The organism is Bacillus sp. JJ1474, assembly GCF_036965225.1.
Taxonomy (GTDB): Bacteria; Bacillota; Bacilli; order Bacillales; family Cytobacillaceae; genus Cytobacillus.
Genome location: NZ_JBALPC010000049.1, coordinates 14,874 through 31,754, shown reverse-complemented (window position 1 = coordinate 31,754; position 16,881 = coordinate 14,874). Strand labels below are relative to the sequence as shown.

Here is a 16,881-nt window from a genome sequence, read left to right as displayed (position 1 = left end):
AATGTGATTGTTTTGGCCTCCCTCAACAAAAAAACCTAACATAGAGATATTTAATTTGAGTGTTTCGGGCTCCCTCAACGAAAAATACGAGTATTCGTACAAGAAAAGTGAAGCTATCATTTTTAAACCAATTTTAAACTTCACCACACCTTTGATTTAACCGTGCCTGGTTAAGATGGTTTATGAGGTGATTATGGTGAGTGAATTTATTATTGAAACGAACAAGTTAACAAAGAAATTTAAGAACCGATATGCGGTAGAAACGGTGAATCTTCAAATTAAACAAGGAGAGATTTATGGATTTCTAGGTCCAAATGGAGCTGGAAAAACAACGACCATCCGGATGCTTCTGGGATTAGCAAAACCATCATATGGCTCCATTCGCATTTTTGGAAAGGATATGAAGAAGGAAAAGCTTTCTGTGTTAAAAAAAATAGGGTCATTAGTGGAGTATCCATCGTACTACGGGCATTTAACAGCTTATGAGAATCTGGAAGCGATTCGTATTTTACTAGATGCTCCGAAGTCAAGAATTGAAGAGGTTCTGCGCATCGTCCGTCTGTCAAAAGAAGCGAAGAGACCAGTTAAGGGGTTTTCGCTTGGAATGAAGCAAAGGCTCGGAATCGCGGCTGCTTTATTAGGAAATCCGGAATTGCTTATTTTAGACGAGCCAACAAATGGGCTGGACCCATCTGGCATTCTAGAAATCCGCGAATTGATCAAAAGCATGCCAAAGGAGCATGGAATGACCATCCTCGTATCGAGCCATTTGCTATCTGAAATCGACCAAATGGCGACAAAGGTTGGGATTATATCAAAAGGGAAAATGATTTTTCAGGATTCAATCGAAACGTTAAGGCAAAGATCGCAAAGCAAAATTTCCTTAAAAGTTAATGATACGGAACAAGCGTGGAGAATGCTTTTATCAAAAGGCATCCAGGCTGAGATGGAAAATAAGCAATTATATTTGCCGTATTCATCTGATTCGCATGTTTCTACTGTCATCCATGAGCTTGTGAACAGTCGCTTTTCTGTGTACCGAGTTCAGGAGGAGAAGAAATCGCTGGAGGAAATTTTCCTGGAGCTGACTGGTGGGGAGGCGAGCTTGTAATGTTGAAAAGCCTCTTTTCTGACTTCATTAAAATAAAGCGAAAAATGATTTGGTTTCTTATTTTTCTTGGACCATTTGGGGTTGTGGTGCTGGAAGCGGTCAACTTCGGTTTAAGATATGATTATTTAACAAAGCGCTATAAAGCGGATTTATGGGGAGGACTTATTGGGGAAGCGAGCTTTATGGCAATACCGGCCCTTATGCTTGGGTTGACGATCATAGCCTCCATGATTGCGGGCATTGAGCATCAAACGAATGCCTGGAAGCAGCTGCTGGCATTGCCCATTTCAAAATTTCGTGCTTTTACAGGGAAATTCGTCATTACGGCAATTCTATTATTCTTGTCTAGTACTTTGCTGTTTATCGGGGTGATTATTCTAGGAATAATCTTGAAATTTGGGACGGATATTCCGTATGTAAGCCTGCTAAAAATGGCTTATTTCACCTATTTCGCAGCTATGCCGTTTATTGCCTTTCAGCTTTGGCTGTCTATTATAATGAAAAATCAGGCGACCCCATTAACGATTGGGATTCTGAGTACCATTGTTTCAATGGGACCCTTTAAATTCCCTGATTGGTTTCCATGGAACTGGCTTTATTTGAACGTTAGCTGGGGAACCCCGATTTACTCCACACTGGCTGGATTGGGGCTAGGGATCCTTATTTACTTAATGGGCATGTTAGATTTTGGAAGAAAGGATGTGCAATAAATGGGCAAAGTGTTAAGAGCTGAATGTTTAAAGCTGCGAAAATCATCTATTTGGATGTTGATTTTTATTAGTCCGATCCTAGCTTCGTTGACAGGTTTTGGTGAATTACAAGCTGAAAAAACCTATCAATATGAAATGACTTTAACCTTTATGGTGTTTCTGCATGCATTAATTTTTCTCCCTTTACTGACCGGTGTCTTTTCAGCCTTTGTTTGCCGGTTCGAGCATGCAGGAGGAGGCTGGAAACAGCTTCTAGCTATGCCTGTTTCAAGAGGCAATGTCTATATAGCGAAATTCATCATCGTGATGGGGTTACTGGCACTGACTCAAATTCTGTTTACGGGAGGGCTTTTGCTCATCGGGCAGCTTAAAGGCTTTGAAGCAGCTATTCCATGGAAAATCATTGCATCTAGCGTAATCGGAGGCTGGGTTGCCTGTATGCCGCTTGCTGCTTTACAGCTCTTTGTCTCAACTGCCTGGTCAAGCTTTGCAGCACCACTAGCGATTAATGTGATTTTTACATTGCCCAATATTTTAATCGTGAACTCAGATAAGTTCGGTCCTTATTATCCGTGGGCACAGCCATTTCTGCTGATGATGCCTGGCTCAGGAGAAAGCTTTGGCGCGTTGAATGTACCGCTCGAAACATTGTTTATTGTTGTCTTCGGCAGCTTGGTATTGTTTTTTGCATCAGGCTTTACCTATTTTCAAAGAAAAGAAGTCTAGCATCCTTCTGATTGGGAGGATGTTTTTCCTTCTATGTTGTGAATTTATAGCCAATTCCCCGAACCGTTTGGATAAAAGGGTAGTCTGAGTATTGGGCAATTTTCTCACGAAGGTTTTTAATATGCACATCGACTGTGCGTTCATTAATTAATTTTTCTTCTTTTTCGTATATGAACGAAATGATTTGTTCTCTTGTTAATACTTGATCGGGATGTGTCATGAAAAGATAAAGCAATTTATATTCAAAGAGAGTGAGGTCAAGTGGTGCATCTATAAATTTAGCCATGCCAACGATCGGCTTGAGAGTAAGCCCACGATAGCTGATTTTACTGCAGCGGTTCGCAGTTCTTCTTAAAACCGTTTCAATTCGGGTGGTTAATTCCTCCAAACTAAAGGGCTTTGCCATATAGTCATCTGCACCTAATTTTAATCCGTCTATTCTTTCTTTTTCACTATGCAAGGCGGAAAGAATGATGATAGGTACATTGCTGTTCAAATCCTGACGAAGCCAGATGCAGATTTCTTCTCCGCTTAATCCGGGCAGCATCATATCAAGGATAATAAAGCACGGGTCATACTTCATATACTGCTCCTTTGCTTCAAAGCCGTCCGCCGCCTCAATAACTTCAAAGCCTTCTCTTTGCAAGGACAATTTGATTAACCTTCTAATTCGTTCCTCATCATCAATAATCAGGATGGTTTTTCCTCTAAGCTTATTCATCAAAAAGTTACACCCCTTTCTCAATCTCGTATTAATTATATAGAAATGAGTCCTTCATTTGAGAGAGTCCGAGATTTATTCACAAAAATAACAAAAACCCGGCAAAGGTGCCTGGCTCCGCGATACATTATCTAGTGTCAAATGAGTGGTGTAGCATTCTAGATATTTGTACTGTTGTGGAGCCTGGCGCTTGATAGGCTACTTTTTCGCTGTGCTATCCTTCTTTTTCCCGGCAAGGGTTTCGTATGCAGCATCGTCTGGGGCATCTCCATTTGGCCAATCATAAATTTTATCCGGGAAGTCAGGTCGCATTTGGGCATTAATATAGGCCGCTAGATTCATAGCTTCCTCATCAGTAAGAGAGCCTTGTGAGTAACCCTCAACTTCCGCCTTGGGCATATATTCTTTAATAAAGCCTGCGGCTGTTCTTAGTCTAGCCATCCCAGCTCCGATATTGTATGAATCGTCACCCCAAAGAGCTAGAGGTGTACCCTGACCGCCATTTTCGCCGTGGCAGGTAATACAGGCTTTATTGTAAAGCTCTCGGCCTTCTTCAATGTCGACATTTTCAATATCGGCTTCCGACCTATTTAACTTAGCCCAAGGTCTTTCTGTTGTGCCATCAGGGACATTTTGCGAAATATAATCGTAGAACGCAACCATCGCTTTCATTTCCTGTGAATCCTTTGGCAGCGGCTTTCCATTCATACTTCTTTTGAAACACCCGTTGATACGATCTTCAAGTGTAACCTCTTTCCCGGCCCGAGGATTATACTGCGGGTAGGTTTTTGAAATTCCTACTAGGTCTAGGGAACCCCCATATCCTCCGTTGGCATGGCAGCTTGCACAGCTTAAAGTGTTTCCGACATATCCGTCCAATGCGGTGCTTGTTTCAGTTGCATACTTGTGGCCGAGCTTAATTAATTCGCCCTCTTCTCCCTCAGGTACATCGTCTAGGCTTGGCGGGGCATACGGATGCTTAGGGGTATTTTCAGCTTGTGCCTGACTTGGGTTTGAAAGCTGTGAATCTGCAGCTATACTTTTATCAGAATCTTTCACAATAAAATAGGTCATCGTGAAGCCCAATACTAATAAAGAAATAATACCTAGAACAGATGATAGAAACAGCTTATTCATCCTATTTTTCCTCCCTTATTATGAATTCGCCCTCAGTATAAATTGGGTTTGTTAAGATTCGGTTAATAAACACGGAATTATAATTTGAACGTTTTGTGAAGACACAAATCATTCAAATTATAAAAACTTGAAGGATTAAGAAATACATGCCTGATGCGAAGGCAAAAGGTATACTAAAGAGAAGAAGTGAGAAAATGGATGGATAGGAAGCTAGGGATTTCAAGTGTTAATCCTATTGAATGGGCAGGTGAGGTCATGCAGGTAACAGGGATCATCATGGCGGGCGGCCGTTCGAGCAGAATGGGGACGAATAAGGCGCTGTTACCCATTGGTGGTAAAACAGTAATAGAAAGAATTGTCCAGGAGTTAAGTAAGATTGTCTCAGATCTGGTGATTGTCACAAATACGTTTGAGGACTATCAATTCCTAGGGCTTCCAATGGTTCAGGACCATTGGAAGGACATGGGGCCGTTGGCTGGAATCCATGCAGGATTAAGTGCCTCCAGTACAGAAAAAAATCTAATCGTGGCGTGTGACATGCCGTTTATTTCTTCTCAGGTTGGAGACATTTTGTTGACCTTTTTAGATGATTATCAAGTCGCTGTCCCTGATGTTTCAGACCAGCTTCATCCATTGTTTGCTGCCTACCGGAAGGATACTCTTGGGGAGGTCCAGCAATCCCTGCAAAATCAGGAGCTGCGAATCAGGCAGTTTTTTAAACATACTAAGACGAAGTACGTTACAGAAGCATGTCTTCAGAAGCATCACTACCATTATCAGGAGCAGCATTTCTTTAACATGAATCACCGGGATGATTTTGAAAGGGCTTTAAAAATGGAGGGGGATTTTAATCGGAAATAGAGGCTTCCTCTTTGGAATTTGTCCGAAAATTTGATATGTTGTTAGTAACAAACTTTAACGATAAATTGAGATTAAATATGTAGTTGGGGAGGGGATTACTTGAATTTTTACGAGATTTCTAAGGAGCCGATTGTCATTCAAGAGGTGATTGATAAAGTGGTCCAGCGTGAAGCGGGGGCGATTACGACCTTTATCGGCACAGTACGAGAATTAACACATGGAAAAAAGACTTTGTACTTAATTTATGAGGCCTATGAAGCGATGGCAGTTAAGAAGCTTGAACAGATTGGCCATGAAATAAAGGAGCGCTGGAGCGGGGCTGAGGTTGCGATTACTCATCGTGTCGGGAAGCTTGATATTACTGATATCGCAGTCGTTATTGCGGTTTCAACCCCTCATCGTGCAGATGCTTATGAAGCAAATCGATATGCGATTGAACGGATTAAGGAAATTGTTCCGATTTGGAAAAAGGAGCATTGGGAGGATGGAGAGGAATGGATAGGCAATCAGCTTGAAACGGTTGCTTATCCAAAAGGAAAACCGGAGGAGAGTGACTTACATGAATAAAATTTTGTTTTTTGCTCATTTGCGTGACGCTGTTGGGGAAGAATCTGTGGAATTGAACGTGAGCGGCAGAACCGTTGCCGAGTTGAAACAGATAATCTCTGAAACATATAAGTCCGTTAATCTGGAAAATGTGATGACAGCTATTAATGAAGAATTTGCTTCAAATGAAGAAGCTATTCAAGCTGGGGATACTGTTGCGTTTATTCCTCCGGTCAGTGGAGGCTGATGTTTTATGGATGATCGATACTCCCGGCAGACCCTGTTTCCATTCATAGGGAAAGAGGGGCAGGAGAAAATCCGTTCCAAGCATGTATTAATGATTGGAGCGGGTGCTTTAGGTTCAGGCAATGCTGATATTTTAACAAGAGCGGGCATTGGAAAGCTAACAATCGTTGACCGCGATTATGTGGAGGCCAGCAATCTGCAGCGGCAGCAGCTTTATACAGAACAGGATGTAGAAGAGAAGCTTCCAAAGGCGGCAGCAGCTGCACAACGTTTGAAAGCCATAAATTCAGACGTTAACATTCAAGCCTTGATTGCAGATGCGAATCCGGAAATGATGGAGGACCTTGTACAAGGTATAGATTTAATCATTGATGCAACGGATAATTTCGAAACAAGAATGATGATTAATGATATCTCACAAAAACATAATATCCCATGGATCTATGGGGGATGTGTGGGGAGCTTTGGCATGAGCCTGACCATTATCCCTGGAAAGACCCCTTGTTTGAATTGCCTGCTTAAAACTATTCCTATTCAAGGGATGACCTGTGATACGGGCGGAATCATTGCACCGGCTGTCCAGATGGTCATATCACACCAAGCTGCAGAAGCTATGAAAATTCTTGTAGAAGACTGGGATGCTGTTAGAACTTCCTTCGTCAGCTTTGATTTATGGAGAAATCAATATACGAGTATGAAGGTTTCGAAAGCAAAGGATAAGGGCTGTTTATCGTGTGGGGAAATGAGAACCTACCCATATCTCGACAGCGAAAATATGATGAAATCAACGGTCCTTTGTGGAAGGGATACCGTGCAAATTCGTCCGCCAAGACAGCAGCAAATTCAGTTGGGTGATTTATCTCGTCAGTTGAAATCCCTAGGTTATCAAGTGAAGGGTAATCCTTATTTACTTTCGGTTGAAATGGAGGAGCAGCGTCTCGTTATTTTTAATGATGGCCGGGCGCTCATCCATGGCACGAAGGATTTAACACAGGCTAGAGCGATTTATCAGCGTTTGCTTGGATAATGAACCATTAGCTAAGTTTAAATGCGGCTTTTAAAAGATAGGCATAAGGATAAAGGAGGGGTCCTATTCTGTAATGGGTAGGCCCCTTTTTAAGGTCCTATTTTAGCGTTTTCTACATCATTCGCCTTGTTTCACGTGAAACAGACAGGTTTTGGCAGAAGTCGCCCTAAATGTAGTGTAATCGAAAATTCATTTGCTATCATGTATAATGTAGAATGATTAATTTGGAGAATGAAAATGATGGCAAAGAGAGTCGATTGTTTTAAGTGTAAATATTTCTATGTAACGTGGGATCAAAGATTTCCTAAAGGCTGTAGAGCTTTTCAATTCAAAACAGCAATGCTTCCTTCCATGGAAGTTTTGCGTGCATCGGGACAGCCGTGCATGCGTTTTGAAAGAAAGGGAGATAAGCAGGGGACTTGATGTTGCCCCATTTTTATAAGTTTAATGTGAATGCTAAGGAGTGATTGTGTTGAACATTTCCGTCCAGCAGCTTTTAGGAAAGATGGAAAAGGAATTGAAGGAAGCAAAGGATAGTTCAACAACGGCAAAGCTGCGGGAAAGGATTCATGCGATTAAATCGTTATGTGAATTAATTCTCGATGAGCCGGCACAGGAAAAGGGAGAATCTTCTTCAATAAGTTCTTACACGGCGCCAGCCGTCCAGCACGTTCAGCCAGCCTCCATCCAGCAGCCGAAGCGAATGGAAATGGATGACAGTGCTAATGGGGAATCGCTATTTGATTTTTAAATCTAGAGGCTTTTTAGGAAGTCAGAAGACAGAGGTGAGGGAAGTAGAATGAAACTATTTATCATTATAGGGGCTTTAAATGCCTTTTTATCTGTGGCTTTGGGTGCATTTGGAGCCCATGGTCTTGAAAAAGTGGTGGAACCGAAGTATCTGGAAATTTGGAAGACAGGTGTACAGTATCAAATGTTTCATGCTACAGGCCTATTAGTTATTGGGATATTGCTTGGTAAAATGCCGGCAAATGCTTTATTATCCTGGTTAGGCTGGATGATGCTCATCGGGATTATTCTTTTCTCAGGGAGCTTATATGTTTTAAGTGTCACCCAAATCAGTGTCCTTGGCGCTATTACACCTTTAGGCGGGGTATCCTTTTTGGCGGCCTGGGTGCTATTGATTATAGCTGCTGTGAAGTATTTATAAGTGTAAACCAAAAGAAGCTTTGACTAGTTTGTCAAAGCTTCTTTTGGTTGTAGATAAGAAAGTATAACTTTACTCGAGTTAGAGAACTGTCTAGCTCCAGCGCCTACCCCCTCGAGGTCACAAGCCAATCCTCCCAGAAAGGCAAAGAACACCTTTCCGTGAGGATTGTCTTGTGCTTGTCGGGGGTGGGCAAGGCGCTTCCGCTTTTCGTAATCATCTAGGGCTAAATTGCGATAACATTCCAGGTGGTGTGAAACCTGGGTACTCGTATTCGATTTCTTCGGAGAATGTCACATAATCTACATACACCATTGGAATTAAGAATCTCATGCCTGATTGAGGATCGCTTAATATGACATGGTCTCTTCCAGCGGCTTCGATTATTCCTTCAAACTTTTTCGCATTCCACTCTCTATTATTCTCAAAGGTTGCATAAACGGTGACAAGCTTTCCTTTGTTTAAGCGCAGAATGTTCTCGATATAAGATTGTTCAATCGGAAGCATGCCAGGTACCTGCGGGCCAGTTGTTTGTGGGTTCATTCCAGTTGCTTGCGGAGGAAGCATCCCCCCAGTTGGCATCATCCCCATTGTTTGCTGAACTGTTGGCATTGGTGGCATGACAGGATGGGCACTCATTGAAGGCTTTTGTCCCGGCACACCTGCCATAGGCTGCTGAAACCCATAATAAGGTGTTCCATATGGATTAAAACCTGATTGACTCATTTTTTCCCCTCCCAAGCTTAAAATAATTCTAATAAAGTTAAACAACACCCCATTTTAAGAACTGTTATTCAAAATGGCGGTGTGAGCGGAGCTATGTATCCCACTTAAATATGTGAGCTCCCACTCTATTTCCTTCATAAAAAAGAACCTTGAAGCATCGCAGACTTTTTTCCTCAAGGGAAGTGTAATCATAATTAATAGATTGTCAGAGATTTTTCCTCATAAATGCCTTGAAGGAAACTAGGAAAAATTCATAATAAGGATTGGATAACCACTCACTAATTCATAAGTATGTTCATGCTTGTTCCTTTATGCTTTTTTGAATAAAAAAGAAGAGCCTCAATAGGAGGAGGGGAAAAAGGAGGATTATATTAAAAAAATACTCCTAGATCAATTATCTAGGAGTTAAAACAGTTAATTGACATGCAGCAGCTTGCCAATTTGATTTTCTTCAAGCAGATTTCCAACGTAGAAAGAGCCAAATTCGCCATAGCGTGCACTTACTTCGTCAAAACGCATTTCATATACAAGCTTTTTGAATTGAAGTGCATCATCCGAGAATAGCGTAACGCCCCATTCATAGTCATCTAAGCCAACAGAACCGGTAATGATTTGTTTCACCTTACCTGCATATTGGCGGCCAATCATTCCGTGGCTGCGCATCATATTGCGGCGATCTTCCATCGGAAGCATATACCAGTTATCATTGCCCTGGCGGCGTTTATCCATTGGATAGAAGCATACATGCTTCGCTTTAGGCAGAATAGGATATAGGCGGGCAAGTATTTCTGGACTTTGGTAAGGGTCCTGATCGGAAGGCAAGTAATTGCTTAATTCCACAATGGACACATAGGAATACACAGGAACCGTATATTCAGCTAGTTTCGTTTTATTGAATTCATTTTCAATTTCATTTAATTCCTCTAAAGTTGGTCTCAACACCATCATCATAAAATCGGCTTTTTGGCCAACAACTGTATATAATGCGTGGCTGCCTTTTTTCTCACTCTGAACCCCATTCCATTTATCAACTAGGGTTACAAATTCATGGATAGCTGCTTGGCGCTCATCACTAGAAAGCATCTTCCAAGACGTCCAATCAATAGCACGGAAGTCATGTAAACTATACCAGCCCTCGAGCGTTTTTGCTGCTTCACTCATAACTATCACTCCTATTATGTAATAAGAAAATTACACCATTACTATATCACAGTTTCTCCAATTAACCACTTTATAAAACTTGAAAAAGGAAAGGAAGACCGAATAGTATGGCGAAATTGTGGATACTTTGTTAAAGGAGGTAAATTGGAAGAATTGAATTTGACGCTAAAAGAGCCAAGCATTAGATTAAAATAGAGGATTAATTTTTTCCAGCAAAAGGAGAGTTAGTAATGATAGATTTATTTAGAAAGTTACAGGAAAAGGTCAAGGGGAAGAATGTAAAAATCGTATTTCCGGAAGGGACGGATAATCGAATTTTAGCTGCTGCGGGGAGACTTGCGGAAGAAAAAATTCTGACGCCTATTTTAATTGGCCAGATTCAAGAAATTGAGGCAAAGGCGAAAGAGATGAATCTTTCTCTGGAGGGAGCGGAAATTTACGATCCGAGTCAATATGAGTTAGTAGATGAAATGGTTGCTGCTTTTGTAGAAAGAAGGAGCGGAAAAGCTTCAGAAGCGGATGCGAGAAAAATTCTTCTGGACGAAAATTACTTCGGAACGATGCTCGTGTATATGAATAAAGCGGATGGACTTGTAAGCGGGGCTGCCCATTCAACGGCGGATACTGTTCGTCCGGCATTACAGATCATTAAAACAATAGAAGGTGTGCGGAAAACATCAGGTGTTTTCATTATGGTTCGGGAGGATGAAGAGTATGTTTTCGCGGATTGTGCTATAAATATTGCTCCGGGCAGTCAGGATTTGGCGGAGATCACCATTGAAAGTGCTAGAACAGCGAAAATGTTTGGTATTGAGCCGCGAGTAGCGATGCTGAGCTTTTCAACGAAGGGATCAGCGAAGTCGCCAGAAACCGATAAAGTTATTGCGGCTGTTGAAGAGGTAAAAAAACGGAATCCGCAGTTATTAATTGATGGAGAGTTTCAGTTTGATGCGGCATTTGTCCCATCTGTGGCTAAAAAGAAGGCACCAGATTCACCGATTCAAGGAGATGCGAATGTTTTTATTTTCCCAAGCTTGGAATCAGGAAATATCGGCTATAAAATTGCTCAGCGTCTTGGAAGGTTTGAGGCGATCGGCCCTATTTTACAAGGGTTGAACCAGCCAGTTAACGACCTTTCCCGCGGATGCAATGAAGAGGATGTCTATAAACTAGCCTTAATTACTGCGGCACAGGCATTGAGAGATTGATTAGGCTAGGATTGAGGGCCGGACTTAAGTCCGTCTCTTTTTTTTCGATATTGTTGCTGATATAATGTGCTTGGCTAATAAATGTTAGTGTTATATGAAAAGGATTCGCTCAAAAGGAGAACCACTATATGAATGACTTATTACAGCAAGATCAATGGAGAGTGATTGATCAATCGTCAGCAGCCGTCCATTTGCCTGCTTTATATTCATTCGGAATGGATGATACCCTCTGTGCATCGGTTGGGAGCGGCATGGCACCTCCAACGGCAAGGGCTTGGGTTCACCGTGATACGGTTGTATTAGGCATCCAGGATACAAAGCTCCCTTTTCTGGAAGAGGGTATCCGCTATTTGCAGAATGAGGGTTATCGCGTCATCGTCAGAAATTCTGGCGGATTGGCTGTTGTTTTGGATGAAGGGATCTTAAATTTAACTCTAGTTTTTTCAGAAAGTGATAAGGGCATTGATATTAATCGGGGCTATGATGTGATGTGGATGCTCATTAAGGAAATGTTTTCTGATTTTAATAAAGAAATAGAGGCAAAGGAGATTGTCGGTTCCTATTGTCCGGGAAGCTATGATTTAAGTATAGGCGGGAAAAAGTTTGCCGGTATTTCTCAAAGGCGCCTGCGAAATGGGGTGGCCGTGCAGATTTATCTTTGTGTTCATGGAAGCGGGAGTGCTCGTGCTGCCCAAATTGAACGTTTTTATGCCATTTCCAAGAAAGACATTGAAACTAAATTCCTTTTTCCAGAAATAAAGCCTGAGGTGATGGCTTCTTTATCTGAATTGCTGGGGCAAAGTCTTTCGATTCAGGATGTTATGCTTCGGTTTTTACAAGCATTAAAGAATCGCTCTAAACATTTATTTTCAGGTGAACTGCAGGGTGAGGAGATTTTGCTATTTGAAGGGTATCACCAACGTATGGTCGAACGTAACGAAAAGGTTCTTGGATGAATATGAGAAAGCCGTAACAGAGCGTTACGGCTTTTTTAAAAATAATCGAGGATGTAATTCCTTCTCCTGCTCCCAAAATTGGAAGTTTTATATTTATATTTATTCTGCTAATTTCTCGAGGTTCCCGTTTCGGTCCATCTTGAACTTAGTTGCTGGTCTTTCTTCTTCCTCAAAGAGGACGAGTTTGCGGGCACGGTTCATAATCTTCATTAGCGTCTCGTAATCTTCTTGGATTGTTTCCGAATTTTCTTCGAGCTGATTAATCTTACCCTCTAGCTCTTCGTTTCGGCTCTTAATCTGTGCATTCTCTCGCTTCAATCTTTCATTCTCATTTCTTAAAATATCTAATTGAATACTCGAGTGTTTTAAAGATTGTAAGTAAGTGATGACACGATCCAGATTTAGATCAGAATCGCCTGTTAAAGCTCCGCCTGTGTAGCTTGGTTTCTCAACATAGACAGGAATAGGGCTTGCTTCGATAATTTCCATTGATTCATCCTGTTCTGCAGGTGCTGATATCATCATTGCCGCAGCAGGTACGGCTTCAACCTCTGAAATAGCTGGTGCAGGCGGCGAATAGAGCAGCTTTTTCTTTCCGCTTTGTTCTTTTCCAAGCAAGCGCTGCCTTTGCTTCCGCTGTTTTTTAGCGAGCTGTAAAGCCTTTTCGTATTGATGCCTCACTACTGCATTCCAGCGAAATCCACAGGCCGCAGAAGTTCGGTCGAGGCGGTCCCCCACTTCTTCAAAAGCATTTAATTGCGTACTTCCTTCTCTTACATGTCTTAAAACGGTTTCAGCTAGTAATAAATCATTTTCTTCCGTCCATGCATCCTGACGAACTTTCATTTCTTCAACTCCCAATTCATTTACATTTTTTAATTCTTAATATAAGGATGGACATTTCAGAAGAAAAATATACAAACTGAATTAAAAGGATAGTAGATTTTTTTATTTTTTCAATAGATAGGTATTCTGAACACTTTAGATTCATATGTTTATTTGCCCTTTGTCAGTGCTTAAAATAGGCGACAGCTTGCATTAGAAGGAAAGAAGCTGTAAAATACAGCAAGAGAAAAGAAAAGGGGAAGCGCAGGTTCAGATAGTTTTATACTCGAATGCTGCAGGACCCTCGATGATTAAAATTTCACCTTTATCTTAATTTCAGGCGGCATTTGCCCCGTTTTGTATAAATATTTTTTAAGATAGACCATAGAAAGGGTTGTAATAAATATGGCAAACGAATTTCGTGTTTGCGACGATTGTCAGGGTGTTAATTTAAAAACCTTAATTCCCCGTTTGAAGGAAATAGATCCAGAAGCGAAAATCGAGATAGGCTGCCAGTCTTATTGTGGACCAGGCCGAAAGAAAACATTTGCCTTCGTCAATAATCGTCCGCTCGCTGGGTTAACAGAAGAGGAATTAATGGAAAAAGTTAATAAAAAGCTTAAGAAATAAAGTCACCTTAAAGATCGCCTTGAGGTGATTTTTGTTTTTCTCGCTATAACCCGCCTACATCAAGGTTTTCGTCGAATTCTGCAGAATTAGCAGATTTTCTGTAGTGAATTGCAGAAGGAAACGGGATATAATAGAGACACATTAGAAAATCGGAGGTAAATGATGGCATATCCGGTGGAGAAGTTACGTGAAGAAAAGGTATTTAAAGATCCTGTCCATCGCTATATTCACGTGAGGGATCGGGTAATCTGGGATTTAATTGGGACGAAGGAGTTTCAGCGCCTTAGACGAATTAAGCAGCTCGGGACTACTTATTTAACCTTTCATGGGGCTGAACATAGCCGATTTAACCATTCCTTGGGGGTTTACGAAATTATTCGACGAATTGCCGATGATGTTTTCCACGGCAGGCCGGAATGGAATGAAGATGACCGCCTCCTCTCCCTATGCGCAGCCTTACTCCACGATTTAGGACATGGCCCATTTTCCCATTCATTTGAAAAAGTCTTTGACCTCGACCATGAGTACTATACAAGAGCCATCATTCTCGGAAAAACAGAAGTCAACCACGTTCTTTCAACCATAAGTGCTGATTTTCCTATGAAGGTTGCTGAAGTCATCGCGAAAACGTCAAAAAACAAATTAGTCGTAAGCCTTATTTCCAGTCAGATCGATGCCGACCGCATGGATTATTTGCAAAGGGATGCCTACTATACAGGGGTCAGCTACGGCCATTTTGATATGGAGCGGATTTTGCGCGTCATGCAGCCGGGGGAAGATCAGGTTGTCTTTAAACAAAGCGGCATGCACGCTGTTGAGGACTATATAATGAGCCGGTACCAAATGTATTGGCAAGTATACTTCCACCCTGTGACGAGAAGCGCCGAAGTGATTTTAACGAAAATTTTGCATCGCGCTAAAGCCCTACATAAGCAGGGCTATTCTTTCAAATCACATCCTTATCATTTCTTTTCGATGTTTGATGGGAAAATTACACTTGAAGATTATATTAAACTTGATGAAGCAATCATTCTTTATTATTTTCAAATGTGGCAGGAAGAAGAGGATCCTATTTTACGGGACCTTTGCCGCCGCTTTATGAATCGCAATCTATTTAAATATGCTGAATTTGATCCTGCAAAGGAATATAAAAAGCTTGCGGAGCTGTCCATTCTATTTCAAAAGGCAGGAATTGATCCTGAGTATTATCTAGTTGTCGATTCCTCATCCGACCTCCCATATGATTTTTACCGGCCGGGAGAGGAAGAGGAACGGCTGCCGATTTCTTTGCTTATGAAAAATGGAGAAATTCGGGAGCTTTCCCGGGAATCTGAAATTGTCGATGCGATCTCTGGAAAAAGGAGAACCGACCATAAATTATATTATCCAGCAGATTTTCTAAAAGACTTTTCAACGGAACCAGCGATAAAAAAGGACATTTGCAAGCTTCTTGAAATAGACGTGTCACGGTATTAAATGGAGTAGGAGTTGACGTATCTTGTTGAAAGATCATGCTAAAATCATTCATGCCATTGCTGCCTCAGAAGAAATAATTGGACGGAAACGGCTTCAGAAAATGGTATATATCGCAAAAAAACTAGAATTCCCTTTCCAGGAAAGATTTCAATTTCACTTTTATGGTCCTTACTCGGAGGAATTGACTTTAAGAGTGGAGGAGCTATGCAATATGGGCTTCCTCAATGAGGTTAAGGAGAAGAAGGGTGGCTATTACCAGTATCGCTATACATTAACGGAGAATGGCAAGGAGTTCTTGAGCCTTAATGAAGAGGTGACTATGCCCAATCTTCAAGATTGCTTGACTGATATGAACAGTCAAAATGCAAGATTCCTTGAGCTAGTATCGACCGTACTTTTTTTCGAAAATCTGCCGAAAGAAGAAGTACAAGAGAAGATTTTTACGTTAAAAAGCAAGCAGCGCTATACGGAGGAAGAAGTGGAGACTGCTTATCAATATATTGAAAGCTTGAAAGAAAAAGCCGGGCATTGAGCTTGCCCGGCTTTACTGCTGGAAGTAGGGGGACTTGTCGCATCCCTGCACAAATTATTGGTCGCTAAAACGCTTGCCAGCAACAGCGTAATGATTCTTGGACATTTCCTCGATAAACACAACAACATTTTCCTTCGGTGCTCCTGTTGTTTCGCTTACTGCGTCTGTTACCTTCTCAACGAGTGATTTCTTTTGTTCCTCTGTACGGCCTTCTAGCATTTTTACTGTTACATATGGCATGGGGATCTCTCCTTTTTTGTTGGCTGTGGTATTCCGCTTTGATTTTACAGGCGGTTTACCTCAGCTTTTCCTAATGTTTGTAGTTTTTCATATTTCAGAAAAATGTGCAAGTGGTTCGTTCGTTTTCCTTTTATCCTCAATATCGTGTATAATTTTTTTAAGTTGTGATTAAAGGGGTTTTGGCCTTGGAACAATTTTTAGCCTTTAATTTAAAGGAAATTCCTTATGTGGCGATTACGTTAATGATTGCTTTTACCGTTCATGAATTTGCTCATGCGTTTGTCGCCTATAAATTCGGCGACCCAACAGTGAAAAATCAAGGAAGACTGACGTTAAATCCGATTCAGCATTTAGATCCAATTGGAACCATTCTGATTTTTATTGCAGGCTTTGGCTGGGCAAGACCTGTTCCGGTTAACAGATTCTTCTTTAAAAATCCGCGTTTAGCAGGAATTTCGGTATCCATTGCCGGTCCTATCAGCAATCTAATCATGGCGAGCTTAGGATTTCTCATTTGGTATGCTATGGTCGGAATGGGTGTCGCTACTGGATTACCGTCCTTTGTCCCAGACTTCTTAAATATTTTTATCCATCTCAATTTAGTTTTGTTTATTTTTAACTTAATCCCGCTCCCGCCCTTGGACGGATATCGCATTGTGGAGGATTTAATGCCAAAATCGATTAGACCGCGATTAACACAATATGAGGCCTATGGATCGGTGATTTTCTTAATTCTTGTGATAACGCCGCTCGACCAATATACGATTCAGCCAATCTTTCGTTTTGTTTTGCCTGTCGTTGCAGATGGGTTAGCTAACTTCTTTGGTGGGATATTTTTATAAAAGGGTTTTTTTGAATAAAGGAGGAACTTCAA

General features: G+C 41.3%; 21 protein-coding genes. 15 read left to right on the top strand and 6 right to left on the bottom strand.

From position 1 onward, the window contains the following. Positions 1-196: 196 nt before the first annotated feature. Genes V7164_RS07610 through V7164_RS07600 form a run of 3 tightly spaced genes read left to right on the top strand, consistent with a single transcriptional unit; the run spans position 197 to position 2,547 of the window. The gene (locus V7164_RS07610; protein ID WP_335344733.1) at positions 197-1,111 is read left to right on the top strand and encodes an ABC transporter ATP-binding protein; all 915 of its coding nucleotides are present in this window, start codon (positions 197-199) and stop codon (positions 1,109-1,111) included. After that, a complete protein-coding gene (locus V7164_RS07605; protein WP_335344706.1) occupies positions 1,111-1,821 on the top strand; it encodes an ABC transporter permease in 711 nt (236 codons plus the stop codon). The genes V7164_RS07610 and V7164_RS07605 overlap by 1 nt, the downstream gene beginning before the upstream one ends. Then, positions 1,822-2,547, top strand: a complete 726-nt coding sequence (locus V7164_RS07600; RefSeq protein WP_335344705.1) for an ABC transporter permease — start codon at positions 1,822-1,824, stop codon at positions 2,545-2,547. It begins immediately after the preceding gene. 31 nt (positions 2,548-2,578) lie between these two features. Here V7164_RS07600 and V7164_RS07595 read toward each other — a convergent pair whose 3' ends face one another. Both V7164_RS07595 and V7164_RS07590 read right to left on the bottom strand, forming a co-directional pair. Next, positions 2,579-3,268, bottom strand: a complete 690-nt coding sequence (locus tag V7164_RS07595; RefSeq protein WP_335344704.1) for a response regulator transcription factor — start codon at positions 3,266-3,268, stop codon at positions 2,579-2,581. A gap of 198 nt (positions 3,269-3,466) precedes the next feature. Beyond that, entirely contained in the window at positions 3,467-4,405 is a 939-nt protein-coding gene (locus tag V7164_RS07590; protein WP_335344703.1) for a c-type cytochrome, read from the bottom strand. A gap of 198 nt (positions 4,406-4,603) precedes the next feature. Between V7164_RS07590 and mobA the strand changes: the two genes are divergently transcribed. The 6 genes from mobA (at position 4,604) to V7164_RS07560 (ending at position 8,256) form a co-directional block, all read left to right on the top strand. Then, positions 4,604-5,266: a molybdenum cofactor guanylyltransferase gene (gene mobA, locus V7164_RS07585; protein WP_335344702.1), complete on the top strand. Its 663-nt coding sequence runs from the start codon at positions 4,604-4,606 to the stop codon at positions 5,264-5,266. Positions 5,267-5,365: 99 nt separating this feature from the next. Continuing rightward, the gene (locus tag V7164_RS07580) at positions 5,366-5,833 is read left to right on the top strand and encodes a molybdenum cofactor biosynthesis protein MoaE (protein ID WP_335344701.1); all 468 of its coding nucleotides are present in this window, start codon (positions 5,366-5,368) and stop codon (positions 5,831-5,833) included. Then, positions 5,826-6,059, top strand: coding sequence for a molybdopterin converting factor subunit 1 (gene moaD / locus V7164_RS07575; protein WP_335344700.1), 234 nt, complete (start codon positions 5,826-5,828; stop codon positions 6,057-6,059). Before V7164_RS07580 ends, moaD begins: the two co-directional genes overlap by 8 nt. A 6-nt stretch (positions 6,060-6,065) precedes the next feature. Continuing rightward, on the top strand, positions 6,066-7,085 hold the full coding sequence (locus V7164_RS07570) for a MoeB/ThiF family adenylyltransferase (RefSeq protein WP_335344699.1): 1,020 nt from the start codon (positions 6,066-6,068) through the stop codon (positions 7,083-7,085). 472 nt (positions 7,086-7,557) lie between these two features. After that, positions 7,558-7,836, top strand: coding sequence for a YwdI family protein (locus V7164_RS07565; RefSeq protein ID WP_335344698.1), 279 nt, complete (start codon positions 7,558-7,560; stop codon positions 7,834-7,836). Between the two features lie 48 nt (positions 7,837-7,884). Next, positions 7,885-8,256 (top strand): DUF423 domain-containing protein, encoded by a 372-nt coding sequence (locus V7164_RS07560; protein WP_335353793.1) that lies wholly within the window; start codon positions 7,885-7,887, stop codon positions 8,254-8,256. Between the two features lie 213 nt (positions 8,257-8,469). On the opposite strand, the gene gerQ is transcribed toward V7164_RS07560, so the two are convergent. Both gerQ and hemQ read right to left on the bottom strand, forming a co-directional pair. Beyond that, complete coding sequence (gerQ, locus tag V7164_RS07555) at positions 8,470-8,979, bottom strand: spore coat protein GerQ (RefSeq protein WP_335353792.1); 510 nt, start codon at positions 8,977-8,979, stop codon at positions 8,470-8,472. Positions 8,980-9,393: 414 nt separating this feature from the next. Beyond that, a complete protein-coding gene (gene hemQ, locus V7164_RS07550; RefSeq protein ID WP_335344695.1) occupies positions 9,394-10,140 on the bottom strand; it encodes a hydrogen peroxide-dependent heme synthase in 747 nt (248 codons plus the stop codon). A 230-nt stretch (positions 10,141-10,370) separates the two neighbouring features. Between hemQ and pta the strand changes: the two genes are divergently transcribed. Further along, positions 10,371-11,348, top strand: a complete 978-nt coding sequence (gene pta / locus V7164_RS07545; RefSeq protein ID WP_335344694.1) for a phosphate acetyltransferase — start codon at positions 10,371-10,373, stop codon at positions 11,346-11,348. A gap of 128 nt (positions 11,349-11,476) precedes the next feature. After that, positions 11,477-12,304 carry a lipoate--protein ligase family protein gene (locus V7164_RS07540; RefSeq protein WP_335344693.1) on the top strand — a complete coding sequence of 276 codons (828 nt, stop codon included), beginning with the start codon at positions 11,477-11,479 and terminating at the stop codon, positions 12,302-12,304. Positions 12,305-12,403: 99 nt separating this feature from the next. Here the strand turns inward: V7164_RS07540 and V7164_RS07535 are convergent, their stop codons facing one another. Beyond that, the gene (locus V7164_RS07535) at positions 12,404-13,150 is read right to left on the bottom strand and encodes an RsfA family transcriptional regulator (RefSeq protein ID WP_335344692.1); all 747 of its coding nucleotides are present in this window, start codon (positions 13,148-13,150) and stop codon (positions 12,404-12,406) included. Positions 13,151-13,534: 384 nt separating this feature from the next. Between V7164_RS07535 and V7164_RS07530 the strand changes: the two genes are divergently transcribed. The 3 genes from V7164_RS07530 (at position 13,535) to V7164_RS07520 (ending at position 15,767) form a co-directional block, all read left to right on the top strand. Then, the gene (locus V7164_RS07530) at positions 13,535-13,759 is read left to right on the top strand and encodes a DUF1450 domain-containing protein (RefSeq protein WP_066296587.1); all 225 of its coding nucleotides are present in this window, start codon (positions 13,535-13,537) and stop codon (positions 13,757-13,759) included. A 162-nt stretch (positions 13,760-13,921) separates the two neighbouring features. Then, a complete protein-coding gene (locus V7164_RS07525) occupies positions 13,922-15,235 on the top strand; it encodes an HD domain-containing protein (RefSeq protein ID WP_335353809.1) in 1,314 nt (437 codons plus the stop codon). Between the two features lie 22 nt (positions 15,236-15,257). Further along, positions 15,258-15,767, top strand: a complete 510-nt coding sequence (locus V7164_RS07520; protein ID WP_335344690.1) for a YwgA family protein — start codon at positions 15,258-15,260, stop codon at positions 15,765-15,767. A gap of 54 nt (positions 15,768-15,821) precedes the next feature. Here V7164_RS07520 and V7164_RS07515 read toward each other — a convergent pair whose 3' ends face one another. Beyond that, on the bottom strand, positions 15,822-16,007 hold the full coding sequence (locus V7164_RS07515) for a 2-hydroxymuconate tautomerase (protein ID WP_335344689.1): 186 nt from the start codon (positions 16,005-16,007) through the stop codon (positions 15,822-15,824). Positions 16,008-16,192: 185 nt separating this feature from the next. Here V7164_RS07515 and V7164_RS07510 point away from each other — a divergent pair, with 185 nt between their 5' ends. Beyond that, the gene (locus V7164_RS07510) at positions 16,193-16,849 is read left to right on the top strand and encodes a site-2 protease family protein (protein WP_335353791.1); all 657 of its coding nucleotides are present in this window, start codon (positions 16,193-16,195) and stop codon (positions 16,847-16,849) included. Positions 16,850-16,881: the final 32 nt, after the last annotated feature.

Bases quoted from the DNA above. Each gene is read 5' to 3' on its own strand.
- V7164_RS07535 (WP_335344692.1), bottom strand. From the start codon at position 13,150: ATGAAAGTTCGTCAGGATGCATGGACGGAAGAAAATGATTTATTACTA.
- V7164_RS07570 (WP_335344699.1), top strand. From the start codon at position 6,066: ATGGATGATCGATACTCCCGGCAGACCCTGTTTCCATTCATAGGGAAA.
- pta (WP_335344694.1), top strand. From the start codon at position 10,371: ATGATAGATTTATTTAGAAAGTTACAGGAAAAGGTCAAGGGGAAGAAT.
- V7164_RS07605 (WP_335344706.1), top strand. From the start codon at position 1,111: ATGTTGAAAAGCCTCTTTTCTGACTTCATTAAAATAAAGCGAAAAATG.
- mobA (WP_335344702.1), top strand. From the start codon at position 4,604: ATGGATAGGAAGCTAGGGATTTCAAGTGTTAATCCTATTGAATGGGCA.
- V7164_RS07590 (WP_335344703.1), bottom strand. From the start codon at position 4,405: ATGAATAAGCTGTTTCTATCATCTGTTCTAGGTATTATTTCTTTATTA.
- hemQ (WP_335344695.1), bottom strand. From the start codon at position 10,140: ATGAGTGAAGCAGCAAAAACGCTCGAGGGCTGGTATAGTTTACATGAC.
- moaD (WP_335344700.1), top strand. From the start codon at position 5,826: ATGAATAAAATTTTGTTTTTTGCTCATTTGCGTGACGCTGTTGGGGAA.
- V7164_RS07560 (WP_335353793.1), top strand. From the start codon at position 7,885: ATGAAACTATTTATCATTATAGGGGCTTTAAATGCCTTTTTATCTGTG.
- V7164_RS07595 (WP_335344704.1), bottom strand. From the start codon at position 3,268: ATGAATAAGCTTAGAGGAAAAACCATCCTGATTATTGATGATGAGGAA.
- gerQ (WP_335353792.1), bottom strand. From the start codon at position 8,979: ATGAGTCAATCAGGTTTTAATCCATATGGAACACCTTATTATGGGTTT.
- V7164_RS07525 (WP_335353809.1), top strand. From the start codon at position 13,922: ATGGCATATCCGGTGGAGAAGTTACGTGAAGAAAAGGTATTTAAAGAT.
- V7164_RS07540 (WP_335344693.1), top strand. From the start codon at position 11,477: ATGAATGACTTATTACAGCAAGATCAATGGAGAGTGATTGATCAATCG.
- V7164_RS07515 (WP_335344689.1), bottom strand. From the start codon at position 16,007: ATGCCATATGTAACAGTAAAAATGCTAGAAGGCCGTACAGAGGAACAA.
- V7164_RS07530 (WP_066296587.1), top strand. From the start codon at position 13,535: ATGGCAAACGAATTTCGTGTTTGCGACGATTGTCAGGGTGTTAATTTA.
- V7164_RS07600 (WP_335344705.1), top strand. From the start codon at position 1,822: ATGGGCAAAGTGTTAAGAGCTGAATGTTTAAAGCTGCGAAAATCATCT.